Origin of the sequence: Neobacillus driksii (assembly GCF_013409995.1) — a bacterium.
GTDB lineage: Bacteria > Bacillota > Bacilli > Bacillales > Cytobacillaceae > Neobacillus > Neobacillus driksii.
In genome coordinates this window covers 424,733-450,764 of record NZ_JACCBX010000003.1, presented here as the reverse complement: position 1 = coordinate 450,764, position 26,032 = coordinate 424,733, and the positions used below count along the sequence as shown (strand labels likewise).

The window sequence follows — 26,032 nt, the reverse complement described above, 5'->3', positions numbered from 1 at the left end:
AATTGAATATGCTATCAGTAAAGTTGATTTTATTTATGATTTACAAAAGTCGAACATAGATTTACAAAACCTTTACAATTCATTAAAACAAGCTTTACAGAAGGAGTATATTATTAATCTTGTAAGGAAAACGAACAACGATTAAACAAACCAATTTTCTTAGGGGGAATTAAGTAATGAAAAGCTTTAAGAAATTAGCACTAACCGCAATGATGACTGGTGTGCTAGCTATTACAGCAGCTTGTGGTGCACAAGGAACTGAAGGCAACAAAGAACAAGCTGGCGAAGAAGTAAAGCAACTTCAAGGTGAAATTAAAATAGACGGTTCATCTACAGTTTTCCCAATTATGGAAGCAGTCGTTGAAGAATATGGCATGACACAGCCGAATGTTAAAGTTTCTGTTGGATCATCTGGAACTGGAGGCGGTTTTGAAGCTTTTATCGCAGGTGAAACTGAACTAAGCAATGCTTCACGTCCTATTAAAGATGAAGAAGCAACGGCACTTAAAGAAAAAGGTATTGATTATACTGAAGTACAATTAGCATATGATGGACTTTCAGTAGTCGTAAATAAAGACAATGATTGGGTAGAAAGCTTAACAATCGAAGACTTACAGAAAATTTGGATCGAAGATGGAACAACAAAAAAATGGTCTGATATCAATCCTGATTGGCCAGCTGAAGAAATTAAATTATACTCTCCTGGAACAGATTCAGGAACTTTCGATTACTTTGATGAAGTAATTCTTGATGGAAAACCGATTGTTGAAAAAGCAACTCTTTCTGAAGATGACAATACGCTAGTTCAAGGTGTTCAAGGTGATAAAAATGCTATTGGTTACTTTGGTTATGCTTACTATGCAGAAAACAAAGATACTTTAAAAATTGTTAAAATTGATGGCGGAGAAGGTCCTGTTGAGCCAACAAATGAAACAATTGAATCTGGAGAATATGCTCCACTATCACGTCCGTTATTCACTTATGTGAAGAACACTGCTATTAAAGATCAAGAAGAAGTGTATGATTTCGTTAAGTTCCTATTAGAAAATGCTGCGACATTATCTGAAGATGTCGGATATGTAAAATTACCTGAAGAAGAGTATACAAAGCAGCTCGATACTTTAGAAACACTTAAGTAAGATCTAGAATAATTTTATAGGTGAGAAGCGCGGTAAATGTGCTTCTCATCTTGTCATTGGAATGAAAGGGGTTTTCAATTTGGCAACTCAAAACACGAATTCCTTCTCGGTTCAGAAAATGATACAAGAGAAGAAAAAAAAGAAGAGTGCTGGTGGAATTACAGAAAAAATAATGCCATATATCTTATTCCTCACGGCAGCTGTCTCGGTTTTGACCACAATTGGTATTGTTCTTACGCTCATCTTTGAAACATTTCTATTTTTCGATGCTGTATCGATTAAGGAATTTTTCACAGCTAAAAAGTGGTATCCTTTTTCTGATACCAATGGATCATACGGTATACTGCCTTTAGTAATGGGAACTTTAAAGGTAACTGTAATTGCTGCTATTGTTGCTGTTCCAATCGGACTTGCTTCAGCCATTTATTTGAGTGAGTATGCATCAGATCGATCTCGCAGAATTATTAAACCGATATTAGAAGTGTTAGCTGGAATTCCAACGATTGTTTATGGATTTTTTGCGCTAACTTTTGTTACTCCTATTTTACGTGAAATCATTCCATCCCTTGAAATATTTAATGCTCTAAGTCCTGGTATTGTTATAGGAATCATGATTACACCAATGATAGCTTCTCTCTCAGAGGACGCGATGACTTCTGTTCCAAATGCTATGCGTGAAGGTGCACTAGCACTAGGATCTACTAAATTTGAAGTAGCTATAAAAGTCGTATTGCCAGCAGCGATTTCAGGGATTATTGCCTCTATCGTATTAGGTATCTCACGCGCAATCGGCGAAACGATGATTGTAGCAGTTGCTGGTGGTTCAACACCTAATCTTGAATGGAATTTGACAAGCTCTATTCAAACGATGACTGCATATATAGTCCAAGTCAGCCAAGGTGATGCTGGTTATGGTACGACGATATACTATAGTATTTATGCAGTTGGTATGACGTTATTTGTTTTTACATTGGTGATGAATTTATTAGCACAATATATCACCCGTCGTTTTAGGGAGGAATATTAATGAATTTAATTAATCATGAATCCGTTGTAAAACGGATGAAACCAAGATTATCTAAAAACTCAATTTCAAAATGGATATTTTTTGCCTTAACCATGTTTGTTTTATTAATATTAGGAGTATTATTATATCGGATATTCTCTCAAGGACTTGGCTATTTAGATTTGCAATTTTTGCAAAGTCTTCCTTCAAGGAAGCCTGAAAACGCTGGTGTTTATGCTGCGTTAATTGGAACAATTTGGCTTATGGCTGTAGTTGCACCTGTTTCATTACTGCTAGGTGTGGGTACTGCCATCTATCTCGAAGAATATGCAAAAGAGAATGCGATAACAAATTTTATTAAAGTTAATATCTCTAATCTAGCTGGTGTTCCTTCTATTGTTTTCGGATTACTTGGTTTAACAGTATTCGTTCGGGCATTAGCATTTGGGACAAGCGTTCTGGCTGCAGGCCTTACCATGAGCTTACTTGTTTTACCTGTCATTATTGTGGCTTCACAAGAAGCGATTCGCGCGGTGCCCAATCAATTAAGAGAGGCGTCATTTGGGCTGGGGGCTACTAAATGGCAGACAATTGTTCGTATTGTTCTTCCTGCTGCTATTCCAGGTATACTAACTGGCGGAATTTTGGCTCTTTCCCGTGCAATCGGAGAAACAGCGCCGCTTGTTGTCCTTGGTATGCCTTTGTTCCTTGCATTTTTACCAAAAACATTTTTTGATATGATTACCGTTCTGCCTTTACAAATTTACAATTGGACAGGTCGTCCTCAAGCAGAGTTTCATGCTTTAGCTGCAGCAGGTATTATCGTTTTACTTGTGATGTTAATTATCATGAATTCAATCGCTGTGTTAATTCGAAATAAATTCCAAAAAAGATATTAATGTTAGAAATAGGGAGGCAAACTATAATGGAGACATCAACAGCCACTGCAAAAATTGTCAATCTACAAGAAAAAAAAATTGTATATAAAACAAGTGACTTAGATTTATGGTATGGTGAAAATCAAGCGCTGAAGAAAATAAATCTAGATATTATGGAAAATGAAGTTACGGCAATAATCGGACCTTCAGGATGCGGAAAATCAACGTATATTAAGACATTAAATCGTATGATTGAACTAGTACCAGGTGTGAGAACCTCTGGGGAAATTCTTTATCGAGGGAGAAATATCCTCGATAAATCCTACCAAGTAGAAGAATTAAGAACTAAGGTTGGAATGGTGTTCCAAAAGCCGAATCCATTTCCAAAATCAATCTATGAAAATGTCGCTTATGGACCAAAAATACATGGTATCCGTGATAAAAAAATCTTAGATCAGATTGTTGAAAAGAGTTTACGAGGGGCTGCGATTTGGGATGAAGTAAAGGACCGTCTTAATCAAAATGCCTACGGACTATCTGGTGGCCAGCAACAGCGACTTTGTATTGCACGCTGTCTTGCGATTGAACCAGACGTAATCTTGATGGATGAGCCTACCTCTGCACTAGATCCAATCTCAACATTAAAGGTAGAAGAACTTGTACAGGAATTGAAGAAGGAATTTAGTATTATTATCGTTACTCATAACATGCAGCAGGCTGCACGTATATCTAAGAAAACTGCTTTCTTTTTAAATGGAGAAGTGATAGAATTTTCAGAAACTAATAAAATTTTCTCTACTCCTGAAGATAAGAGAACCGAGGACTATATTACAGGAAGATTTGGATGATGAGGTGAAATGATGAGTACTAGGTCAAAATTTGATAGTAAATTAACGGATTTAAAAGAAAAACTTTTAGAAATGGAAAGTTTAGCGGAGACTGCCGTTCGTGATTCACTAAGTGCCCTTATAAATCACGATATTGAAAAAGCTAATCGGGTTATTGATGGTGATGATAAAATAGACGACTTGGAACATGAAATTCATGATAGAGCATTGCTTTTGATTGCAAGAGAATCACCCGTCGCCAAAGATTTGAGAACACTAAATGTTGCTCTAAAGGTTTCATCAGAAGTGGAACGAATGGCTGATATGGCAGTTAATATAGCAAAAGCAGCGATCCATATTGGTCAAGAAAAGCACTTTAAAGAAATTCGTGACATTCCCAAAATGATGGACCATGCACTTGAAATGGTAACTATGTCTGTTAAGGCATATGTAGACGAAGATGTAATGCTGGCACAAAAATGTGCTGAAAAAGATGATGTTGTTGATAATATGTTCGGCAGTTTGGTACATGAACTAATCAGCATGGTCCCAGAGAATCCTAATGCAACGAACCAGATTATCCAACTGTCATTTGTTTGCCGGTTTATCGAAAGAATTGCTGACCATTCAACTAATATTGCAGAAAATGTCATTTACCTAGTAACTGGTAAACGTTTTGAACTAAATGAGTAAAAAATAATAATTCACCTTAGATGAGACTACATTATTTGTCTCATCTTTTTTTTATATCCTGAGAAAAATGTCACTTTTTGGAGTAACAAAATACGACAAAATACGTTTATTGTACAGTTCGCTTACCGATGTTACCATAAAGATTATCCATGAAAGAATATTTTGATTACTTTTGCATATATGTGTTTGCAGAATGGAGGAGAACAATGATTGAAGAAATTATAAAACTAAGAGAGGGTGGTTTATCGTTCCGAAAAATCGCCTCACAACTAAATACTACGGTTGGAAGAGTACAGTATAGATGGAATAAGTATGTTAACAGTCAAGAAAATCAAGTAGAAGAATATGTTGTGGAAGAGGAAAACCGAAAGGAAGACAACTTTTACGAACAGCCACCGATTGTTTATTCTCCGGCTAAAGGTGAACTTCAAGTCAAACTCGTTACCCCAAGTAAGGTCATCGTCTATTGGGAAGCATCGAAGATTCCCGAGAATGTCATTTCTTTATTTTATAACAAAAAAGTTGAGGAATTGGTCCATATCGTGAGACTTTATGATGTTACAGATATCATTTTCACGGGAACAAATGCACATCATTACTATGATATCGCGGTACCCTATCATAAGGGGCATTGGTTTATCAAAGGACTCACAGCAAATCGGAGTTATGTAGCCGAATTAGGTGTTAAACTTAAGGAAAATGATTTTTTTCCAGTCCTACGCTCAAATTCAGTTCAAACCCCGCCATTAGGAAATGTAAATGGAAGTGAAATTTTTAATAATTTAGTTCACAATCAACAAATTGATCAAAATTCCCCTAAATGGATTGATCATGTAAGTACCTATAGTTATTATGGAGAATCAAAAAATATGGAGCTGAACAAATGAGCGATAATTTAATTCCTGAAATGTCCCAGAAACATTCCTATGACTGGCAATTGAAAATACTAATGCTAACATGGGAATACCCTCCTAACGTTGTAGGCGGGCTCTCTAGGCATGTCTATGGTCTATCCGTTCATTTGGCTGAGCAAGGTCACGAGGTGCATGTGGTGACCGCTGGGAATGGCGCTCTCTCGACTTACGAGGTTATGAATGGTGTACATGTCCATCGAGTGACTCCACTCAACAACCATGACAATGATTTTCTCTCTTGGATTGCTGGTCTGAATCTAGCAATGAGTTTTAAAAGTGAAATAATAGCAGAAGATACAAAGTTTGATATCGTCCATGCTCATGATTGGCTAGTAGGAACTGCTGCAATTACGTTAAAAGAAGTCTTGTCGATTCCATTATTATCAACGATTCATGCGACTGAACATGGCAGGAATAATGGAATTTATACAGACATGCAGCGGTTCATCCATGAAAAAGAACTTCAGCTAATTACTGAATCAGATCAAGTAATTGTATGCAGCAATTATATGAGAGAAGAACTTTTAGCAAACTTCCATCTCTCAGACAAAAAAATGACCATTATTCCAAACGGTATCGAACAAAGTGATGTTGTCGTCGCCCCAAATGAAATTTACCCATTCATTAAGAATAGGAAGTATATTTTTTCAGTCGGCCGAATCGTAAAGGAAAAAGGGTTTGAGACTTTAATCGAAGCGGCACAAGCTGCAAAGGATAAGGGACAGGATATTTATTTTGTTATTGCTGGCAAAGGTCCTATGCTTGAAAGATATCGGAAGATGGTGACAGAAAAACAATTAGATCATCACATCGCTTTTATTGGCTATGTTACGGACGAGCAAAGGAATGCACTATTAGTCAATAGTGAATTTGCTGTGTTTCCTAGTTTATATGAGCCCTTTGGCATTGTGGCTCTAGAAGCAATGATTCTTGGCAAACCAACCATTGTTTCAGAAACCGGCGGACTAAAAGGTATTGTGATGGATAGGCAAACTGGCTTGCTAATGGTTCCAGGTGATCCGGATAGTCTCCTTCATAATATTGATTTCTTATTGCAAGATCCTCAAACAGCAAAAGATATAGGTATTAAAGGAATGAAAATAGTTAAGAGTTTATATGGATGGAAGCGAATTGCTTCTCAAACAGTTAATGTGATGGAAGATACTCTATTAAATAAGAGGGTAAATATGAGCGAAAAGGCGAGATAGACTCGATATTATAAATATCCGGGTTAGCGTAATTTCGGTGGAAAAATCACCTTTTAAAAAACAACTAGCATTTCCTTTTGAAAAATGATATTATAGAAAAGTCGTATGAACGAACTAGCTTAATCGTTTGGAGGGAAATTGACATGCGTGTAAATATTACGTTAGCTTGCACTGAGTGTGGAGATCGTAACTATATTTCAACAAAAAATAAACGTAACAACCCTGATCGTCTTGAGCTTAAGAAATATTGCCCAAGAGAAAAGCGTACAACAGCACACCGTGAAACAAAATAAGCAGTAGGGCTTCCTGCTGCTTTTTTTGTTGTAAAAAAATAAGGAGATCCTGATCTATATGTCTGAAAAAAAGCTTATTCGTAAAGAAATGAAAGAGCGACTAACGCTGCTTTCGAAACCTTATTATGAACATTATTCCACTAAAATTGCTAATACTCTCTATATTGATCCAGATTGGCTAAATGCCCAAGTAATTGGGATTACAATCTCGAAGGAACCTGAAGTCGATACATATCAAATAATCCGGAAAGCCTGGGAAGTAGGAAAAGAGGTTGTGATTCCAAAATGCAATCCAAATGACAAGACGTTAACTTTTCGAAAAATAACTGAATTTTCGCAACTTGAATCCGTTTTTTATGGATTACTCGAACCGATAATAGAAGAGACCATTGTGGTAGAGCCTGGGGATATCGATCTTTTATTTGTACCAGGTTTAGCCTATACAAGAGAGGGATTTCGGCTTGGTTTTGGCGGAGGGTACTATGATCGCTATTTAACAATGTATAACGGAAAAACACTCTCTCTTGCATTTCACTTCCAAGTTATTCCACAAGTTCCTATTGAAACACATGATATTCCAGTCTCGAAGATTATTACAAATGATGAGGTAATAAAAATAAAATGATTCAAACAATAATCATGATCTTAATTATCATTTTAGGTGGTTTTGTGGGTTATCGGGAGCGTTCATTAAGTAGTAATGGCGCCATTGCTGCAGTATTAGTAGGAGTAGCTGTTTTCTTCGGTTTTGGTGTAAAAGGGCTTCTTCTTCTTGGATTATTCTTTATAACATCCAGTCTATGGTCGAAATATAAAAGCTCAGCAAAAAAAGAAGTTGAAGAAAAATTAGCAAAGGGAGCAACTAGAGATTGGCGTCAGGTGCTAGCCAATGGTGGTTCTGCTGCATTAATCAGCATTATTTATTATTTTCAGCAAGACTTAGTTTGGCTGATTGGATTTATCGTTTGCCTAGCTAGTTCCAATTCAGATACATGGGCATCAGAAATTGGTACCTTAAGCAAGAGAAAACCCTTATACATACGTACCTTTAAGCCTACTGAAAAAGGAACATCAGGAGCAGTCAGTTCATTAGGGACTATTGCTGCAACTTTTGGTTCCATGCTAATTGCTTTTACGGGAGCTTGGCTTTTTGATTTACAAATATTCCATTTCTTCGTCATTTTTTTGTTCGGCTTTTTCGGTAATATCATTGATACTTTATTGGGTGCTTATTATCAACAGGTTTACATTTGCACTATTTGTGGAATTGAAACAGAGAAAAAAGTTCATTGCCAAACAACAGCCAACAGAATAAAAGGGCATCACTTGGTGGATAATGATATGGTAAATTTTTTGTCAGGGTCAATTGCAGCACTATTGGCAATGATGGTTATCTATTTTATAACAAACTAGTCTTCAAGGAGGACAAGGGTTTCTATCCTCCGTAAAAACTAATAAATAGTTGTGAATTATTGTACAATATTAGAGTACACAATATATTAATATAACCACTATGCCTAGAGGAGGAAATTTTATGGTAAAAGTAAATAGAGTTGTTCTGGTTGGAACTGGTTTTGTTGGTTCAAGCTACGCTTTTGCGCTATTAAACCAAGGAATAACAGAAGAATTAGTCCTAGTAGATTTAAATGAAGCTAAAGCTGAAGGGGATGCAATGGATTTAAATCATGGGTTGCCATTTGCCCCTTCCAGAACAAAAATTTGGTATGGAAGCTATGCAGATTGTGATCAAGCTGACCTCGTTGTCATTACGGCTGGAGCAAACCAAAAGCCTGGTGAAACGCGTCTTGACCTGGTAGAGAAGAACACAAATATTTTTAAAGGGATCGTTGAACAAATTATGGCAAGTGGTTTTGATGGAATTTTCCTTGTTGCGACCAATCCTGTTGATATTTTAACATATGCAGTATGGAAATTTTCTGGGCTTCCAAAGGAACGTGTAATTGGTTCGGGGACCATTTTAGATACAGCACGATTCCGCTTTTTATTGGGGCAGTATTATGACGTTGATACCCGTAACGTTCATGCCTATATTATTGGAGAGCATGGAGACACAGAACTTCCAGTATGGAGCCATGCAGATATCGCCGGAATGAAAATATCCGAATGGACAAGTAAGCATGAAACGAACCAAGAGGACCTTGATAATATATTTATCAATGTCCGAGATGCAGCGTATCACATTATTGAACGAAAAGGTGCCACCTATTATGGAATTGCAATGGGACTTGTGCGATTAACAAAAGCGATATTACGTGATGAAAATTCAGTGTTAACTGTTTCTGCCTATTTAGATGGGGAGTACGGTCATAATGATATCTATATTGGCGTACCAGCAGTGGTAAATCGCGGTGGAATCAGAGAGGTCGTTGAACTAGATCTGAATAAAAAAGAAAAGGAAAAATTCTCAAACTCCGTAAAAGTATTAAAGGAAACAATGGATCCTGTTTTAAATAAGTTCTAAAAAAGAGATGGATAATAATTGTCTTCCGCTCACAAACTATGGGTAGGAGGGATGATAATGTCTCGAATGTTGACATCCATTTTTATGATTGGGTCAATTGGCTATTTTGTATTCCGCTTCAGGTATCGAATTATTAATTTAATGCTAAGATCCGGCTGGATGCGCCGGATTGCCGTAGGCTCAATCATGAGCTTTCCAGGTGTGAAAAACAAAATGATGCAGACTGTATTTGGAGGACCAACTGAAAGACCATCTGAAAGGTGAAAACCACAGATGGTCTTTTGTTTTGTAATAAAAATGCCTATCATATCATCTTCTTTAGTCAGTATTAAGCTTGTTTTTCGTTTATAATGAAATAAATTAGTGAAAAATGGATACAAAATATAGTCGAAAGTAGTGGGGGTATTGAACAGTAGAGAAGATTACATCTATTGGAGATTAGCCTATTTCTTCATTTCGGAGCAAGGCTACCGTATCATTCAATTATTTGAAAATCAAAAAGAATTATGGCTGGAAAAAATTGAAAACAAAAAAGTTCCAATCGTTCGGTTATTACGGCAGGATTTAGATTGGAGCAGCTCCATGCAAAGAGATATAGAATTTACAGCCTCAAATGGTGAAAAAATTCGAAAACAGCTTGGGCATGGGGAGCTTTCAATTTTAAGTATTTATATTAGTAAATTTCCTCCTGTGGATGAGTACGAATATCGGTTGGAACGACCGTTTATTTTTCCTCGGGGTAACAAAACAAGTGTTAGTTCAGTACTAGTAACGAGTGATCAATATGAGTCAGGATTTAAATCATTATCAACTAGGCTAGAAAGGGAAGTTTACTTTCCCATACGTGAAGAGTATTCAGAAGAAGATGTCAATGCTCAAAAGAAAGCAACGTTAAATTTTGCGATACAGATGGCAAAAAAGGAAAAAGAAATATTTACGAACGGGAAGCCATTTTTTACATACTTTTTTATGATTATCCAGGTGGCCGTTTTTTTATTGTTAGAACTTCAAGGGGGGAGTACAAATACTTCCACACTCATTAAATTTGGGGCAAAATTTAATCCATATATATATGATGGAGAATGGTGGAGATTCATTACACCCATTTTCCTGCACATAGGCTTTTTACATATAGCCATGAACACCTTAGCACTTTATTTTTTAGGTCCAGCTGTAGAAAGAATCTTTGGAAGTGTTCGTTTTTTCCTTATCTATTTATTTGCCGGTATATCAGGGGTTATTGCTAGTTTTATTTTTAGCCCAAATATTTCTGCAGGAGCAAGCGGCGCAATTTTTGGCTGTTTTGGAGCATTGCTTTATTTTGCCCTTATTTATCCGAAACTTTTCTTTCGAACAATGGGATCAAGTGTCATAACTGTTCTTGTCTTTAACTTAATATTTGGTTTTACCGTCTCCATTGTAGACAACGCCGGACATCTAGGTGGATTAGCCGGTGGTTTCCTTGCAGCAGGAATACTGCATTTTCCTAAAAAGAAAAAGCCATTCTTGCAGCTTCTGTTTTTGTTGGTATCTGCAGCTATTCTTTACGGTTCTCTATTCTATGGTTTCCGACATTCTGCAACAGGTGGTAATGAAAGCTCCACTATGATGTTGGCTCAAGAATATATTAAGCAGGAGAATTATGAACAAGCATATGACGTATTAACGACTTACACAGAATCCAATAAACCATCTGCAGAGGTATATTTTGCGTTATCTTTTATTGAAATTAAGCTTGGTGATCTAAAGGAAGCGAAATCACATCTCCTTAAAGTGATAGAAATGGATCCAGATTTACCAGAAGCATACTACAATCTTGCATTAATTTATTTGGAGGAAAATGACATATCGAATGCAAGAGAAAATGCTGAAAAGGCAGCAGAAATAAAACCAAGTCAAAAGGAATACTCTGAATTGGCTGACGAACTTAATCGACTGCTCCCATCCTCTGCCGAAGGAGAATAGACTCCCCGGAAGCAGTTTCTGTTAAAACCAATAGATGAGTTTTATCTGTCGCAATTAAAATCAGCGGAAGGGTACTGCCTTTGGGATTTTCACTAGTACCGTCTGCTTTTTTTATACCTAAAATATAGTTTTTATATAAACCCTCCCAAAGATTACCTACAATGGCACCAGTCTCTGATTTTGTAAAACCTGGCAATACATCCTTTGCTAGTTGATTGAATTGGCTGAGGGGGAATGCATGATAGTTTACCAAATTTATTGCAAAATGGCGCAGTCCTTTGTTCCAGCTTAGCTGCAGCATTCTTTCGGTCTGTTGATCCAGTTGCTTTTTACTTTTTTCTTGATCTGGAGTATCTGTAATAAAGTAAATTTGATCAGAAGACGTTTCATGTGAGCTGAAAATTTTATCTTCTTTTTCATGAAGTTCCGCATGGTGAAAAGTAATCGCTTGTAAAAATGTACTTTTATCCAACTTGATTCTTCTCTCTTGCTCGAGTACAGCTGTATTTTGTTTCCAATTCCATAATGTCTCTAGTAGGCGGCCATTTGCATATAACAGAGCTGCATCCTGTCTTAAGTAAGCTTTACGATCGAGCGTAGAATGTTCTTTCCAAAGGATAGTATTGGCTTGGTTCATTACTGTAAGTTTCGTCTGTGCTGTTTTAAAGGTTACATTTGGGTCAATAGGGAAGTACGTAATACTTTCCTGTGCCTTCGGATTAGTATACTGATAGATGCCAAAAGCTAGAATAGTGAGTATTAATATTCCTAATACCAAATAGATTTTTTTCATCTGATCGCATCCTTCTTTTTTACTATTAATGGAGAATTACAGTTATATTATGTTATGGGAACAACTAGACGGACATGCTGGATTTTTTTATGAACATGGCTGCTTTATAAGAACGTCTTGAGGGTGGCAGGGGCTTACGGTATACTTTACATGTAATGTTTCTTAATCTTTAGGTAAGAGGGCTAAATGAAATGAAGTCGATTTATGATGTTCAACAATTATTAAAGCAATATGGAACGGTTATTTATATTGGTGATCGATTAGCTGACCTTGAATTAATGGAGTCAGAATTAAGTGATTTGTATCAAGCTAAGCTTATAGAACCAAGGGAATACTCGACTGCATTGTTAATTTTAAGACATGAAATAAGATTCTTAAGAGAAGAAGAAGAAAAAAGATAGGTGATAACAATGTCAAACCTGCACTTAAATGCAGGTTTTTGTTTTGCTCATTTTCAACCACCTTTTGTCATATGATTTCTATGATGGAAGGAGGGGGAAATATGGAGGTTAGAGTCCGGGAAGGTGATTCCTGCGCGTATTATGGTCGATTATTTCAGGTTCCACTTGAACTCATTGTCGAATCAAACGAGAACATAAATCAATCCGATTTGAAAACTGGTACAAAGATATTAATACCAGGCTATGTTTCCGTTCCATACACCATAAATGAAGAAGATACTTTATGGAAAATTGGAAAGGCAAAAAATTTATCCCTTGATGCAATAATGGTACTAAACCAAATGCAAAATCCCAATCAATTAGCACCAGGGGACACCCTATATTTACCTGAACGTATTACACAATATCATGTTAGTTCGAAACTGCCTTATGGTTCTGGGATCTTAACCAAGCAAATCAAGACACTAAAAAGGCTATACCCATTTATTAATGTAGATACAATCGGTACAAGTGTTTTAGGTAATCAAATTCAAGAAATCAGAATTGGAAAGGGCGCGAAAAAAGTTCATATGAACGCTTCTTTTCATGCCAATGAATGGATAACAACCATGGTTGTTATGAGCCTTGTTAATCAATACCTTATCTCTTTAACGAATCGAAGCCCGCTAAGAGGTATAAATACAATAAATTTATATAACGAAACAGAATTATCCATTGTTCCAATGGTAAATCCGGATGGGGTAGACCTAGTATTAAAAGGACCGCCAACAAATCTCCGCCAAGAGGTCATGGAGATCAATGATGGAAGTGATGAATTTGTTCATTGGAAGGCAAATATTAGAGGGGTTGACTTAAATAATCAATTCCCGGCAAATTGGGAAATTGAGCAGGAGAGAAAGATACCCAAATCACCTGCACCTAGAGATTATCCTGGCAGGTCTTCTTTATCAGAACCAGAAGCAAAAGCTATGGCTGATTTCATAAAGAACAATCAATTCGATCGAGTTCTTGCCTTTCATACTCAAGGAGAGGAGTTTTATTGGGGGTATGAAGGATTTGAACCACCTGAATCCGAAATCTTAGCAACAGAATTTGAACGAGTGAGTGGATATAAGGCGGTTCGAAATGTCGATAGTCATGCGGGATTTAAGGATTGGTATATTCAAGAATATAAACGCCCTGGATTTACAATTGAATTGGGAAGGGGAATAAATCCATTGCCTTTATCACAATTTCATGACATTCTTAAAAAGGTAGAGGGGATATTTCTTGCTTCACTTTATTTGTAAATACTTGTCTACACGGCTTGTAAAATGATTTCAATCGAATTAAAATAAATTGTTGTGTACGGTTTTGTTACTAAGAAAAAGTCGTAAATATGCGACTTTTTTCTTATTTATGGAATGTTCTGTAATTATTGAAACATTTCTGTAAAATAAACGTACTAATTAATGTGAAGAAAAAGGGAGGGAGGGGGAAAATGAGCCATTGCAAACGTAATATTATCATAAAATTTATTTATCAATTTTTATTTTTGCTCGTTTTTGCCTCTATTTTTAGTGCTTGTGCGAATCCACAAGATGCCAAGTCCAACCCTTCTGAAGAAAATGACAAGCAAAATGTCCCGCCATCTCAACCAAAAGAAACATGGAAACTTCCAATTAAAATACCTGAAGGAGAATTTTATAAAGTAGGGTGCTGGTATTCCGATCATCATTTACTTTACATTACAAATCTTGAACAATCATCGTCTGTTTATCTATATAATCTTCTAACAGGGAGTAGTGAATTATTTTATAAGAGTAAAGTGCCTATTGTCACTATTCAGGCAAGCCCATCAAAAAAGAATATACTAATTCAATCATCTCCTTCTACTTATGAAGGACAAGTTACCATTCTATCTCAAGAGGGCTCAGAAATCTTTAAACAATCTATCCCCTCATATGAATTAACTTTTGAATGGAACCCATTTAATGAGTCTGAGATTCTAATCTCATCTTTTAAAGAAGATTGGACATTTCAAATGCTGCTTTTAGACATTGAACAAAGGAAAACCAATGAACTTACACTTCCACAGCCATTTATTAAATGGATAGGAAAAGAAGAAGTTGCCTATCTCAATTGGAATGAAGAAAGCCCGTCTCTTTTTGCGCCACTGATGAAGAAAAATTTAAGTAATGAGAAAGAGGAAGAAATATTTACAGATGTGCTACAATTTGCAACTTACAATGATATTATAATGACCGTAACCGTCCAGGATGAACAACGGTTACAGGCTTCTTATACTTTTTATAATAAGGAGAAAAAGGAACTAAATTCTTTTTCCATTCCTCATCTATCCATCTTTTCTGGATGGTTGGTTCCTTACAATGACTTAAATGAAACTAAAGGGGAATTTATTACCCTTAAGCCAGTAAAAAGTACAGAAGCCGATGCTTACAGAGAAGGTTTTGAGCTTTTAAGCTTTGATATTGATAACGGCAGCAGTAAGGTCATTATGCAGAATCTAAAAAATGAACCCATTCTGCTATCTCCTTCGGGAGAAGCTGCACTATTTGGTAATCGTTTTGAGAAAATCATTAATCTCAAAACAAAAGAATTAATAGAGCTTGTAGAAAAATAAAAAGACTGCCGGCAGGCAGTCTTTCAATTTTTAAAAGTTTAGTGTGTACCAGTAGGAAATCCACTTTCAATAAGGGTCATGATGGCGAACCAGCCAAAAACAGCCAATGTGCCTACTGCAAAAAATGCTCCTAATAAATTTTTATTTTTTAGGGCAGTGAATGCACCATAAGCAGCAAGTAAAGCTACCAAAGAAAAAATAATAACTACTCCCATTAATAAAGCCCCCTTTATTAGATAATACTTGAGCTTAGCCCAACACATTTCTAAGAGTTATGTAAGAATATTATATACATTCGATTCTTATTTTATATTTTTTTTAAACATTTGTCGAGGGCTAAAAAGTTAGCAATGAAGCTTACATAGTGTAAAATAATAGTAATGTAAAAATAGTTGGAGGTATATCAGAAATGAAATGGTCTCAAATCCCGTTAGGAGTATTACAAACAAATTGTTACGTCGTTGAAAGTCCTGACAAAACCTGTTTGCTTTTTGATCCTGGGAGCGAAGGGAAAAAACTAATTAAGTGGTTATCAAAAAGAGAACTCAAACCAATTGCAATTTTTTTAACACATGCACATTTCGACCATATTGGAGCAGTTGATGAAATAAGAGATTATTTTAAAATTCCTGTTTATATTCACGAAGAGGAAGAAGATTGGCTCATCGATCCTTCATTAAATGGTTCGAAATTTTTTCAAATGCAGGAGTCAATCAAAATGAAAAAGGCCGATTACATCCTTAAAAAAGAGGAAACCATAACGATTGGTAATTTCAACTTCTCTATCCTTGAGACTCCAGGACATTCTCCAGGAAGTGTATCCTATTACTTTGAGACAGAGGGTTTTGTTGTATCAGGAGATGCTTTATTTAAGGGCAGCATTGGCAGAACAGACTTGCCTGGTGGTAACCATAAACTATTAATGAAAAGCATTCATGAAAAATTATTATTTTTACCTGAGGAAACAACTGTGTTATCAGGACATGGACCAATAACCACTATAGGGGAAGAGATGGATAGTAATCCGTTTTTAAATGGGTTTTAATATCAAAAGCGGGAGCGCCTAGGCGCGGGAGCTAGATGATGATTGTACATAGAAAAACCCTTCTCATGCGAGAAGGGTTTTTCTGGGGATGTTCTTTTCATATTAAAAATGGGAGAGGATATCGTTAAGCTACTAGAACTACAATATAATAAAGTTTACACTGTGTCAATGGTGTAAATTTATATGAAGGAGCTTTTATGATAACGTACTTAAAGAGTCTCATTTCAAACTCACCAAGGAACTTAATTTCCTATGCAGAATACATCGAAGCAGTTCTCTACCATCCGGAATATGGTTACTATATGAAAAGTAAACAGAAAATTGGAAGCCAAGGAGATTTTATCACTACCAGTAATATTTCCGATATTTATGGTCGAATCGTTGCTAAATGGTTTGCAAGTGTTTGTAAGAAGTATGATCTTGAACCTATTTTTTGCGAAATTGGCGCTGGCAATGGGCGTTTTGCCCATGCCTTTTTACAGGAATGGGAGCATTCCATCAAAGCTCCAATCAATTACATCATTGTAGAAAGCAGTCCGTATCATCTAAAATTACAAAATGACTTAATACCCCCTCACCATAATGTAATCCAAGTAAACAATCTGGATGAACTAGAGCCCTTCAAAGGGATGGTTTTTTCGAATGAATTATTCGATGCCTTGCCCGTTCATGTCATAGAGAAAGAGAACGGTCAATTGTACGAGGTTATGGTAGGAATAAAAAATGAAAACTTATACGAAGAGAAGGTTATATTAACGAATCCTGCTATTCACTCTTTTTTAGACGAAAGCATGCTGGAACTAAAAGATAAACAGCGTATAGAAGTGCCTTTATTAATGGAAAGGATGGTACGAGATATATCCAAGGTCTTAACGAAGGGACTTGTAGTGACAGCAGACTATGGTTATACCAATGAAGATTGGATGCACCCTTCACGAATGAAGGGAAGCTTAAGAGGATATTATCAGCATCAAATGATTGATGATGTTTTGGAGCATCCTGGAGAAATGGATATTACCACACACATCCATTTTGATTGGCTTATTCAAAAGGGTCAGCAAGCAGAGTTGGTATTTTATTCAAAGCTAAGGCAGGATGAGTTTTTATTAAAAGCAGGAATTCTAAAGGAATTAGAAAACCATTACGATCCCAATCCTTTTTCAGAGGTTGCTAAACGAAACCGTGCGATCAGGAGTTTAATTATGCCATCTGGAATAAGTTCTTTTTTTCATCTGATTATTCAGCAGAAAGGTATCGTTGATATTAATCCTTTTGACGATTAAAAAACACCGGAGACCAGCTCCGGTGTTTTTTATGTGTTGATATACTTCTTAATGTCCTCCAACTCCACCAAGCGGCATCATAAATGTTGTCCAATAAGTGAAGCCTGCGAAGAATACGGTCAAATATGCTCCGAAAACATACATATACATACGTTCGGAAAGTTTAAGATAGCTTAACAAAACAAAGAATCCAGTTTGGGCTAGGAAAAGTAATGCAGTTTTATTCATATCTCCTAGGTAGAACATTACGGTAAAAATACCCGTCCAGAAACCCAATACTCTGAACATGCGATCCATATGTATCCCTCCTTTTCCCCTACGGTACCATCATGCAATATTATAAAGAAAAGGAGTTCAAAAGTAAATAAAGATTCAAATTAGTTTGTTACAAGTGCCTGGTAAGAGCAAGTTTCACAACCTGAAATCATATTTTCCTTCTCAACTAACTCAACCGATTTAAATAAAGCTTCAAACATTCCTTTTAGGAATTCGTGATGCATAGCACAAACACTTTCATGTTCCTCTGCAACCTCTTTGAAAGGACAATTGTATATCTGGAAGTAGATTTTTGTATGATCTCCATTTACTTCAAATTCCGGATAGAACCCAGCTAGTGTGGCTGCGCTTTTTAATATGATCAACTTTTGATCAAAATCTATTTCTTCACCGAAGGATCTTTTTGCCATTTCTTGTTCAATTACTTCAGTGCCAAAGCGCTTCCCAGTTAAGTAAAGAGCTTGTTTACCTGCTTCTCCTAATGTAAGCATGGTAGAGATAGCTACTTTAGAAAGCAGCATATAATCCCGGAAAGGGAAATGTAATTGAATGACATCGTCTGATAAACGGTATAACCTGCTTGGCCTGCCGCCTTTACCAGTTTTTTTTGTTTCAGATGCTAGCATGTTAACATCTTCAAGCTTAGATAAATGTAATCTTGCAACGTTCGGATGGATATTAAAATTTTCTGCAACCTCTTGTACTGTCACTTCTTGATGACGTTTTGTGATGTATTGATAGATGTAGTACCTGGTTGGATCTGATAAAACATTTGTGATCTTTAATGTTTGTTCCATCTCTGTTCACCTCGAACCCCCATAATTTACCCCAATTATAATACAGTGATATAAACATGGGAATGAGGTTAACAATGTTAACACTATATGTTTAGAAAATGTTCACAATTACCAAATGATTGGATTGCCTGTATTATACAATTATTTCACAAAGTATATACGAGGTGTATGTCAAGAGTTGTTTTTCGGTAGATTTAGGAGTGAAAAACCAAAGAAATATTTTAAAAAAAGAAGAATCTTAAAGGAAAAGCTAGAATAGCGTCGAATTCCTACCAAGACAAAATAAAAGGTGGTGTTACTCATTGTAAGTGCAATCGAAATACTAGCCAATAGGATTATCACAGATGCTGCAAGAAACCAAGCGACAGATATTCACATTGTTCCCAGGAAAAAAGACACACTTATTCAAATCCGCTTAACGAACAAACTCATTCCCCGGTTATCACTTCCAAAAGATGAATGCGACAGGTTGATTTCTCATTTTAAATTTACTGCAAATATGGATATCGGTGAACGACGACGCCCTCAAAGCGGTTCGATTTTTTGTGAGGTGGACGGGAAATTAATGGGTCTTAGACTTTCAACCCTTCCATCTAACAATCGAGAAAGTCTTGTTATCAGACTGCTGCCTCAACAAGAACAAATACCCTTTCATCAGCTCTCACTTTTCCCTGGTATGACCAGAAAGCTACTCGCTCTCCTAAAACATGCACACGGATTAATTATCTTTACCGGACCAACCGGCTCAGGCAAAACCACAACCCTCTACTCCCTTTTAAATGAAACCGCCCATCTTTTTCATCGTAACGTGATTACACTTGAAGATCCCATCGAAAAAAACTATGATTCTGTTTTACAAATACAAGTAAATGAAAAAGCGGGTGTGACATACGCAGCCGGTTTAAAAGCAATTCTTCGTCATGACCCTGACATTATTATGGTGGGAGAAATCCGTGATGCGGAGACAGCTAAGATTGCAGTACGAGCTGCACTGACAGGGCACTTAGTGCTGTCGACAATGCATACAAGGGATGCAAAGGGAGCGGTATATCGTCTCCATGAGTTTGGTGTTAATTGGTTAGAGATAGAACAAACTCTAATTGCGGTAACAGCTCAGCGCTTAGTAGAGCTAACATGTCCGTTTTGCCAAGGAGAGTGTTCACCCTTCTGTTATTCATATGGAAGATGGAAAAGGGCCAGTGTTTTTGAACTGCTTTCAGGGAGAAACCTTAATGCAACTATGAAAGAGGCAAAGGGAGAAGGTGTTATTTCGCGTTACACGACAGTAAAGGAAGTAATAAAAAAAGGGATAGCTCTTGGGTATATCCAAGAATCTGAATATGATCGGTTGGTGTATAAGCATGAAGAGCCATAATTGGACCATTAATGAGCAGGCCAATTTATTAAAAAGGATTGGAGAATTATTGGAACGCGGTTACCCAATTGCAGAAGCAATCGAATCCCTGATCTTGCATTTACCAAAAAATCGGAAGGAGGAAATGTACAGATGTTTGGCTGATTTGAAAAATGGGATGTCCTTTCATGATGTTTTAAATAATATCGGGTTTCACAAGGATTTAACTGGTTATGTCTATTTTGCGGAACAGCATGGCAGCTTCGTGGAGGCACTCCTAGAAGGAAGCAATTTAGCCTTAGTTAAGGAGAATGATAGGAAAAAGCTTTTGAAACTATTACAGTATCCAGCTTTACTTACCTTTATTACAGGTTTTCTTTTTGTGTTTGTCCAAAAATTATTGCTGCCCAAATTTACAAGCCTCTTCCAATCTATGAGTCTTGAAGCGAATTTCTTTATGAAAGTACTTTATTACTTTGATCAATATTTTCCTCGCTTTATTGCGGGTTTAGTGCTCTTTTTGGCAGTTGGTTCAATTTATTACTTTTTTGTATTTCAAAAAGTCTCCATTCTCCGGCAAAGATCACTTCTAGTGAGAATCCCGATTATTGGAAGAATCCTTAAATTGTTGTTTACTCATTATTTTTCTGTACAACTCAGCTTTCTTTTAGCAGGGGGTATTTCCGTATTTGAAGCACTAAATTTATTTGAGAAGAATCACAGACAGCCATTTTATAGCCAATTGGGAATGGTGATTAAACAGAAGCTGTTTACGGGTGAAAAACTAGAGTCTATCCTGGCTTCCTTTCCATTCTTTGAAAAAGAATTCCCGATGATAATTAAACATGGTCAAGAGAATGGAAAATTGGAACAAGAATTACTCTTCTTCAGTAAGCACTGTATGGTGATTATGGAAGAAAGGATTGAAAAGAGTTTAAAAATGATTCAGCCATTGCTCTATCTTTTTATTGGGTTTCTGGTTGTATCAATGTATTTAGCAATATTATTACCGATGTTCCAGCTATTAGATGGAATATAGAAAAGCGGAAGCTTATTAGCAAAAAATATATTACATGGAGGATTTAAAGATGATGAAAAATGAAAAGGGTTTTACTCTTGTTGAAATGATGATTGTAATGCTGGTAATCTCAGTTTTATTGATTGTTACAATTCCAAATGTTGCAAAGCATAATACTAATATTAATACCAAAGGCTGTGAGGCTTATGTGAAAATGGTTCAAGCACAGGTGCAGTCTTATATAATGGAAAAGAATAAGGTGCCAACAATGGAAAATTTAATTACGGATGGATATCTAATTAAAGATACTGGTTGTCCAAATGGAACAAAAAATGTAACGATTGATTCAGAAGGTAAAGTAACGGCAGTGCCAACAACCTAATGCTCCTCAATCAAAAGGGATTTACATTAATAGAATCGTTGATTGTTCTCTCCATCTTTCTAATCATCTCCTCGATAACTGCCTTTAGCATAAAGCCACAATACTATTCAGCAACTGATAAGACGTTCATTTCCCAATTAAAAGCGGACTTATATTATGGTCAGCAATATGCTATTGCTAATCAAATGGAAGTGAAAGTTATCTTCTATGAACATGAGCACGTGTATCTCATCAGTACAGGCAATAAACAGCTAGTTGAAAGACACCATTCTCCAACGATTACTGTGACCCAAGGAACGATCCAATTAGTATTTAAATTTAACTCAAATGGTAATGTAGATAGATTCGGTACATTATATATTCGGACACAACAAAAAAACTACATATTAACTCTTTTGATTGGAAAGGGACGGTTTTATGTTATGGAAGAATGATGGATTCTTTTTACTAGAGCTCTTATTATCATTATCTGCATGGTTTATGATGAGCATGTTTTTTATGCCGTTATTAATGGAATTATCCCATCAGTCTCAACAGCTTGTGAGGGATAAAAAGGCTGTACAGTTTTTATTTGAAGAACTCCATTCAAATTTAACAGAAGATAGAACAAACTCAAATTACTCGATATATGATAATGGAACAGAATATAAGATTTATTGGATTCAATCGTCAGATATTGGACAAAAGGAGGTGTGTGTAAAAGTTGATAAAACTGCCTTCCTGCCAGAAACAGAGATTTGTAAAGTGCCAGAATGAAAAAGCCTTTACACTCATTGAAGTGCTTTTTGCCTTTTCAATTTTTATGACTATAGTATTCTTCATGGTCCCTGTGCTTCATATTGTGTTAGACAATAAGGATTCAAATGGAAGGCTTCAGGAAATGGAATGGGAAGTTTTTTGCAGCCAGATTAAAAAAGAAATTCGTATTAGCTCAAAGGCCGAGGTGGTATCAGGGAGGCTGGTGTTAACAAATAATAATGAGAGCATTAACTACGAGAAATATGGAAGTTACTTAAGAAGACGTGTGAATTCTTCGGGACACGAGACGTTACTGCAAAATGTATCCTCCGTCACTTTTAGCAGGATTAATAACTCCGTAAAAATTACCGTAAAAGATGTTTGGGGGAAAGAATACTATGTGGTAGTGCATTCCTATATTCAATGGTTTCCGGTCATATGAGAAATAACGAGCAAGGATTTACATACCCATTAACTTTAGCGGTGCTCATCCTTTTTCTTTTACTCTTTTCTTTTCGTGTAGAACAACTGTCAACCGAAAGGAAGTTGGCTCATGAAACTAGCTTAATTCTGCAAGAGGAATATTATTTTCATTCTTCGGTTAAAAAAGTGGAAGAAATGATACAATCGGGCGGTGTAATTCCATCCAGAGGTACCTTTACCTATTTAAATGGGAACATAGTATTTCAAGCGGATATTCCAATTGGAGCTATACAGAAAATCAACTTCACTCTTAGAATGAATACAGGTGAAACATTGGTGGGACGCGGTTTTTTCGATACTTCTTCAAAAAAAATGATAAAATGGGTCGAAATGAATTAAGAAAACCTGTTGTTTGAAAAATTAAAAAACGGACATACTTTTAGTGATGAATAAAGGCAGGTGTGTCCATGAAAACGAATGATTATGTAAAATATATGACTCAAACTCTTGTTAAATATGCGGACCAGCCAAAAGATGAAAGAAAACGGCTCCGGGAAGAACGAAAACAAACAAGAGCGTCTTTTTGGTATCGCTGGTTCGGGATTCTTCCCTATATATTTTATATCGAAGTGAAAAACAGAAGAAGAAAAGAGTAAAGAAGCAGATTCAAAATCTGCTTCTTTACTCTTTTACACAGCATTATCGGTTAAATAAAACAATCCGCCATTAATGAAAGAAATGTTTATTTTTGGTTCGTATTGGTCTTGCAGAGCTTTTTTCTCTGTTTCATAACTTTCATTCTCTTCTTCTGCATCCTCGTAAAAATGATCAAGAAGACGTAAATCTTGTTCCCAGCGTCTTCGAGCATCCTCTGCCCAAGTATGATCATCCTCATTAATTACAGCTTTCAGATAGTTTTCGATTCTCGACATTCCGCTTTTTGGCTTAACCAGCGGTGAAAGTGTAAACGAATAATCCGGTATTTTCGGTGTCAGTTGGACTTTCTGCAGTCGTTCATGAAAATCCTCAATCATTTGTCCATTAATGAGCTGCAAACCGATTGATTTATAAATATCCCTTTTCCGGTCACATTGATAAGAGATTTTAACATTCATACAAAGCCAAGGCATTAATGGAGTTTGCTGTTGACCATTACGATGATTCTCATAAAGCCTGATATAGCTAGCCAGCTTTTTGGTTGATTGAAAAATTTGGTGCAGGCGAGGAGAACCGAAATGAACGGTTTCTCCCTTAATATGTTCAGGTGCTATTTGTGGGTTCGTAATAAACGTAAGCTTCATCGGATTTGGTATCCCGCCCGTTTTTTCTAGGTAATGCCAATAAAAAGGTCGATTCATTAATTCCTTATCGAGTTCGATTGTTAATTGAACCGTTAAGTATCCTGGACCATTTTCTGTTATTTCACATTCATTAGCCTGAAAATAGCGTATCAGAAAGTTATGAATTTCCAGCTGCTGCATGTGAATCCTCCTTCTGCATATCTTTAGCTAAATCAATCATTGATGTAAGGTTTTCCATCTTAATCCGCATTTCTCCTTCAGAGCAGGATTGTCCAAAAATATCAATTAGATGATCTTCAATACTTCCAAAGTCTAACTTCGTTAAAATATCGTCTAAATCACCTATTACTTTTTCAAATAGTTCAATTTTTTCATATAAAAGCTTTAATATATGTTCTTCCACTGTGTTCTGGATAGCAAAATTGTAGATCATTACGTCCTTTTCTTGCCCAAGACGATGGATCCTCCCGATTCTTTGCTCCAATCTCATTGGATTCCACGGTAAATCGAAATTAATAATATGGTTACAGAATTGAAGGTTAATACCTTCACCACCAGCTTCAGTGGCAATAAGTACTTGTGCATGCTTTTGAAAAAGCTCGCGCATCCAATCTTTTTTACCCCGTTTAAAGCCCCCGCGGAACGGTACGGATGATATACCGTTTTGTTTTAAATACCATTGGAGGTACATTTGGGTGGCTCTGTATTCGGTGAAAATAATAACCTTATCATCTATTTTTTGTATCAATTCTAAAGCCTTCTCCGCTTTAGAGTTGCTTGGAACAGCCTCTACTTTTGAAATTAAATTTTGAATCTGATCTTCAAATTCCTTCGTAGGGTTTTCTTTTTTCTGAAGCATGTTTTTAAGCGTATAAAAAACCGCCTCTCTACTGCTGCAAGCTTCCCTTTGTAAGGTCATTACCGAGAATGCACTTGTTTGGACCCAATCACCTTCGCTCTTTAAATCAGTGATAGCTTGATACAATTCCTTTTCCTCGGGTGTAAATTCAATCGGAATCGTCTCAACATGTCTTTTAGTCCATTCAATACCTGTATCGGCACGTCTGTTTCGAATCATTACCTTATTAACGAGCTCTTTTAAATGCTCATTATCATTTAAGGAGCGTGCATCGCGTTTGTATTTATCGTAGAAGGCTGTTTCACTGCCTAAATGTCCAGGTTTTAATAGAGACACTAGGTTAAAGATTTCCCCAATTCGATTCTGAATGGGTGTAGCAGTTAAAAGCAGACAAAATTTCTTCTTCAGATTTTGAACAAACTCATAGTTTTTTGTCTTATTATTTTTAAGTTTGTGTGCTTCATCAATAATGATTAAATCGTAGTCCTGCCTATAGATAATATCCCGGTGTGGATCACGTTTTGCAGTATCAATTGACGATACAACAACATCGCATTGTTCCCATACATAACTTTTCCTTTGAGAAATCGCAGGTATAAAAAATTTACTATTCAATTCATAAGCCCATTGGGTTACTAACGAAGCTGGGACAAGAATGAGAACCTTTTTTACAAGACCACGAATCATGTATTCTTTTAAAATAAGACCAGCTTCTATCGTTTTTCCAAGCCCAACTTCATCAGCGAGAATGGCCTTTCCATTCATATTCTCAATAACTTGTTTTGCTGTTTCAAGTTGATGTGGAAGCGGCGTCAGATTAGGCAAATGATTAGGCGCTTGGAGGCCTTCAAATTCAGGGATAATAAGATGTTTTTCAACTCCGACTGCTAGTTTGAAAAGGTCCCAATTTCCCCATGGTCCATCGTTATCAATTCTATGTAAAAATTCATCCTGCCAGGAGGAATCAAATTCTATTTCAACAGTCATGGTTTCAGCTCCTTTATGCACAAAAATTTATTGCTCACCTTATGCTTTAATGGTAGGATGGTAATAGATTTGAATGTTTTAATTATTGCAATAAAATAAATTTTTTTCAGATGTATATTTTAGTATGACCCGAATGTGAAAATATTATAATGCGGATGATGACAAGGGGAGAGACTACAAATGTAGCGCCGAAGGAGCAAGCACAATGTGTGAATCTCTCAGGCAAAAGAACTCTTGTTTGACGCAGCTCTGGAGAGTGCTGACTAAATTGAGCAGCCACCAAAGGGGAAAGCCATCTAAGGTAAACTTTCAGGTGCAAGGACAGAGACCTTCTTTTTTATTAAAGG

General features: G+C 36.3%; 32 protein-coding genes and 1 riboswitch. Of the genes, 26 read left to right on the top strand and 6 right to left on the bottom strand.

All coding sequences use genetic code 11. The features are described 5' to 3' along the window. Positions 1-176: 176 nt before the first annotated feature. From F4694_RS08575 to F4694_RS08515, 13 genes are all read left to right on the top strand, one after another. Complete coding sequence (locus tag F4694_RS08575) at positions 177-1,139, top strand: PstS family phosphate ABC transporter substrate-binding protein (protein ID WP_179596819.1); 963 nt, start codon at positions 177-179, stop codon at positions 1,137-1,139. A 61-nt stretch (positions 1,140-1,200) separates the two neighbouring features. Further along, on the top strand, positions 1,201-2,166 hold the full coding sequence (gene pstC, locus F4694_RS08570) for a phosphate ABC transporter permease subunit PstC (RefSeq protein ID WP_179596817.1): 966 nt from the start codon (positions 1,201-1,203) through the stop codon (positions 2,164-2,166). Then, complete coding sequence (gene pstA / locus F4694_RS08565; RefSeq protein ID WP_179596815.1) at positions 2,166-3,044, top strand: phosphate ABC transporter permease PstA; 879 nt, start codon at positions 2,166-2,168, stop codon at positions 3,042-3,044. The genes pstC and pstA overlap by 1 nt, the downstream gene beginning before the upstream one ends. A 26-nt stretch (positions 3,045-3,070) precedes the next feature. Beyond that, the gene (pstB, locus tag F4694_RS08560) at positions 3,071-3,871 is read left to right on the top strand and encodes a phosphate ABC transporter ATP-binding protein PstB (RefSeq protein ID WP_179596813.1); all 801 of its coding nucleotides are present in this window, start codon (positions 3,071-3,073) and stop codon (positions 3,869-3,871) included. Between the two features lie 12 nt (positions 3,872-3,883). Then, positions 3,884-4,543, top strand: a complete 660-nt coding sequence (gene phoU, locus F4694_RS08555) for a phosphate signaling complex protein PhoU (protein ID WP_179596811.1) — start codon at positions 3,884-3,886, stop codon at positions 4,541-4,543. A gap of 206 nt (positions 4,544-4,749) precedes the next feature. After that, positions 4,750-5,430 (top strand): DUF4912 domain-containing protein, encoded by a 681-nt coding sequence (locus F4694_RS08550; protein ID WP_179596809.1) that lies wholly within the window; start codon positions 4,750-4,752, stop codon positions 5,428-5,430. Then, a complete protein-coding gene (locus tag F4694_RS08545) occupies positions 5,427-6,665 on the top strand; it encodes a glycosyltransferase family 4 protein (RefSeq protein ID WP_179596807.1) in 1,239 nt (412 codons plus the stop codon). Before F4694_RS08550 ends, F4694_RS08545 begins: the two co-directional genes overlap by 4 nt. Before the next feature lie 143 nt (positions 6,666-6,808). Further along, positions 6,809-6,958, top strand: coding sequence for a 50S ribosomal protein L33 (rpmG, locus tag F4694_RS08540; RefSeq protein ID WP_015594975.1), 150 nt, complete (start codon positions 6,809-6,811; stop codon positions 6,956-6,958). A 58-nt stretch (positions 6,959-7,016) separates the two neighbouring features. Next, complete coding sequence (locus F4694_RS08535) at positions 7,017-7,583, top strand: 5-formyltetrahydrofolate cyclo-ligase (RefSeq protein ID WP_179596805.1); 567 nt, start codon at positions 7,017-7,019, stop codon at positions 7,581-7,583. Beyond that, a complete protein-coding gene (locus F4694_RS08530) occupies positions 7,580-8,371 on the top strand; it encodes a DUF92 domain-containing protein (protein ID WP_179596804.1) in 792 nt (263 codons plus the stop codon). The genes F4694_RS08535 and F4694_RS08530 overlap by 4 nt, the downstream gene beginning before the upstream one ends. A gap of 121 nt (positions 8,372-8,492) precedes the next feature. Continuing rightward, positions 8,493-9,440: an L-lactate dehydrogenase gene (locus tag F4694_RS08525; protein ID WP_179596802.1), complete on the top strand. Its 948-nt coding sequence runs from the start codon at positions 8,493-8,495 to the stop codon at positions 9,438-9,440. Between the two features lie 57 nt (positions 9,441-9,497). Beyond that, entirely contained in the window at positions 9,498-9,704 is a 207-nt protein-coding gene (locus F4694_RS08520) for a hypothetical protein (RefSeq protein ID WP_179596800.1), read from the top strand. Positions 9,705-9,836: 132 nt separating this feature from the next. Further along, entirely contained in the window at positions 9,837-11,405 is a 1,569-nt protein-coding gene (locus F4694_RS08515; RefSeq protein WP_374757418.1) for a rhomboid family intramembrane serine protease, read from the top strand. Here the strand turns inward: F4694_RS08515 and F4694_RS08510 are convergent. Then, positions 11,368-12,198 carry a hypothetical protein gene (locus F4694_RS08510; protein ID WP_179596796.1) on the bottom strand — a complete coding sequence of 277 codons (831 nt, stop codon included), beginning with the start codon at positions 12,196-12,198 and terminating at the stop codon, positions 11,368-11,370. The genes F4694_RS08515 and F4694_RS08510 overlap by 38 nt on opposite strands. 191 nt (positions 12,199-12,389) lie before the next feature. Here F4694_RS08510 and F4694_RS08505 point away from each other — a divergent pair, with 191 nt between their 5' ends. The 3 genes from F4694_RS08505 (at position 12,390) to F4694_RS08495 (ending at position 15,222) form a co-directional block, all read left to right on the top strand. Further along, complete coding sequence (locus tag F4694_RS08505) at positions 12,390-12,599, top strand: YqgQ family protein (RefSeq protein ID WP_179596794.1); 210 nt, start codon at positions 12,390-12,392, stop codon at positions 12,597-12,599. Positions 12,600-12,700: 101 nt separating this feature from the next. After that, positions 12,701-13,888, top strand: coding sequence for a M14 family metallopeptidase (locus F4694_RS08500; protein ID WP_179596792.1), 1,188 nt, complete (start codon positions 12,701-12,703; stop codon positions 13,886-13,888). Positions 13,889-14,079: 191 nt separating this feature from the next. Then, on the top strand, positions 14,080-15,222 hold the full coding sequence (locus tag F4694_RS08495; RefSeq protein WP_179596790.1) for a YqgU-like beta propeller domain-containing protein: 1,143 nt from the start codon (positions 14,080-14,082) through the stop codon (positions 15,220-15,222). 38 nt (positions 15,223-15,260) lie between these two features. Here the strand turns inward: F4694_RS08495 and F4694_RS08490 are convergent, their stop codons facing one another. Further along, the gene (locus tag F4694_RS08490) at positions 15,261-15,437 is read right to left on the bottom strand and encodes a DUF2759 domain-containing protein (protein ID WP_179596788.1); all 177 of its coding nucleotides are present in this window, start codon (positions 15,435-15,437) and stop codon (positions 15,261-15,263) included. Positions 15,438-15,631: 194 nt separating this feature from the next. On the opposite strand from F4694_RS08490, the gene F4694_RS08485 reads away from it, so the two are divergent. After that, entirely contained in the window at positions 15,632-16,267 is a 636-nt protein-coding gene (locus F4694_RS08485; RefSeq protein ID WP_179596786.1) for an MBL fold metallo-hydrolase, read from the top strand. Positions 16,268-16,464: 197 nt separating this feature from the next. Then, a complete protein-coding gene (locus F4694_RS08480) occupies positions 16,465-17,550 on the top strand; it encodes a class I SAM-dependent methyltransferase (RefSeq protein WP_179596784.1) in 1,086 nt (361 codons plus the stop codon). A gap of 48 nt (positions 17,551-17,598) precedes the next feature. Here F4694_RS08480 and F4694_RS08475 read toward each other — a convergent pair whose 3' ends face one another. Both F4694_RS08475 and F4694_RS08470 read right to left on the bottom strand, forming a co-directional pair. Then, positions 17,599-17,847 (bottom strand): DUF2626 domain-containing protein, encoded by a 249-nt coding sequence (locus F4694_RS08475; protein WP_179596782.1) that lies wholly within the window; start codon positions 17,845-17,847, stop codon positions 17,599-17,601. An 80-nt stretch (positions 17,848-17,927) separates the two neighbouring features. Continuing rightward, positions 17,928-18,623, bottom strand: coding sequence for a helix-turn-helix transcriptional regulator (locus tag F4694_RS08470; RefSeq protein WP_179596780.1), 696 nt, complete (start codon positions 18,621-18,623; stop codon positions 17,928-17,930). Between the two features lie 289 nt (positions 18,624-18,912). Between F4694_RS08470 and comGA the strand changes: the two genes are divergently transcribed. The 8 genes from comGA to F4694_RS08430 all read left to right on the top strand — a co-directional run bounded on the left by comGA (position 18,913) and on the right by F4694_RS08430 (position 23,194). Then, positions 18,913-19,998 carry a competence type IV pilus ATPase ComGA gene (comGA, locus tag F4694_RS08465; protein WP_179596778.1) on the top strand — a complete coding sequence of 362 codons (1,086 nt, stop codon included), beginning with the start codon at positions 18,913-18,915 and terminating at the stop codon, positions 19,996-19,998. After that, entirely contained in the window at positions 19,985-21,016 is a 1,032-nt protein-coding gene (gene comGB, locus F4694_RS08460; RefSeq protein ID WP_179596776.1) for a competence type IV pilus assembly protein ComGB, read from the top strand. The genes comGA and comGB overlap by 14 nt, the downstream gene beginning before the upstream one ends. A 52-nt stretch (positions 21,017-21,068) precedes the next feature. Then, positions 21,069-21,377, top strand: a complete 309-nt coding sequence (gene comGC, locus F4694_RS08455; RefSeq protein ID WP_179596774.1) for a competence type IV pilus major pilin ComGC — start codon at positions 21,069-21,071, stop codon at positions 21,375-21,377. Then, complete coding sequence (comGD, locus tag F4694_RS08450; protein ID WP_179596773.1) at positions 21,377-21,811, top strand: competence type IV pilus minor pilin ComGD; 435 nt, start codon at positions 21,377-21,379, stop codon at positions 21,809-21,811. Before comGC ends, comGD begins: the two co-directional genes overlap by 1 nt. Continuing rightward, a complete protein-coding gene (locus tag F4694_RS08445) occupies positions 21,795-22,133 on the top strand; it encodes a hypothetical protein (protein ID WP_179596771.1) in 339 nt (112 codons plus the stop codon). The genes comGD and F4694_RS08445 overlap by 17 nt, the downstream gene beginning before the upstream one ends. After that, a complete protein-coding gene (comGF, locus tag F4694_RS08440) occupies positions 22,081-22,557 on the top strand; it encodes a competence type IV pilus minor pilin ComGF (protein ID WP_257029175.1) in 477 nt (158 codons plus the stop codon). The genes F4694_RS08445 and comGF overlap by 53 nt, the downstream gene beginning before the upstream one ends. Next, a complete protein-coding gene (gene comGG / locus F4694_RS08435; RefSeq protein WP_218895563.1) occupies positions 22,539-22,937 on the top strand; it encodes a competence type IV pilus minor pilin ComGG in 399 nt (132 codons plus the stop codon). Before comGF ends, comGG begins: the two co-directional genes overlap by 19 nt. A gap of 68 nt (positions 22,938-23,005) precedes the next feature. Next, entirely contained in the window at positions 23,006-23,194 is a 189-nt protein-coding gene (locus F4694_RS08430; RefSeq protein ID WP_063251304.1) for a YqzE family protein, read from the top strand. Between the two features lie 33 nt (positions 23,195-23,227). Here the strand turns inward: F4694_RS08430 and F4694_RS08425 are convergent, their stop codons facing one another. Then, positions 23,228-24,019 (bottom strand): YqhG family protein, encoded by a 792-nt coding sequence (locus F4694_RS08425; protein ID WP_179596769.1) that lies wholly within the window; start codon positions 24,017-24,019, stop codon positions 23,228-23,230. Then, positions 23,997-25,685, bottom strand: coding sequence for a DEAD/DEAH box helicase (locus F4694_RS08420; protein ID WP_179596768.1), 1,689 nt, complete (start codon positions 25,683-25,685; stop codon positions 23,997-23,999). Before F4694_RS08420 ends, F4694_RS08425 begins: the two co-directional genes overlap by 23 nt. A gap of 155 nt (positions 25,686-25,840) precedes the next feature. After that, positions 25,841-25,929: riboswitch (glycine riboswitch) on the top strand. Positions 25,930-26,032: the final 103 nt, after the last annotated feature.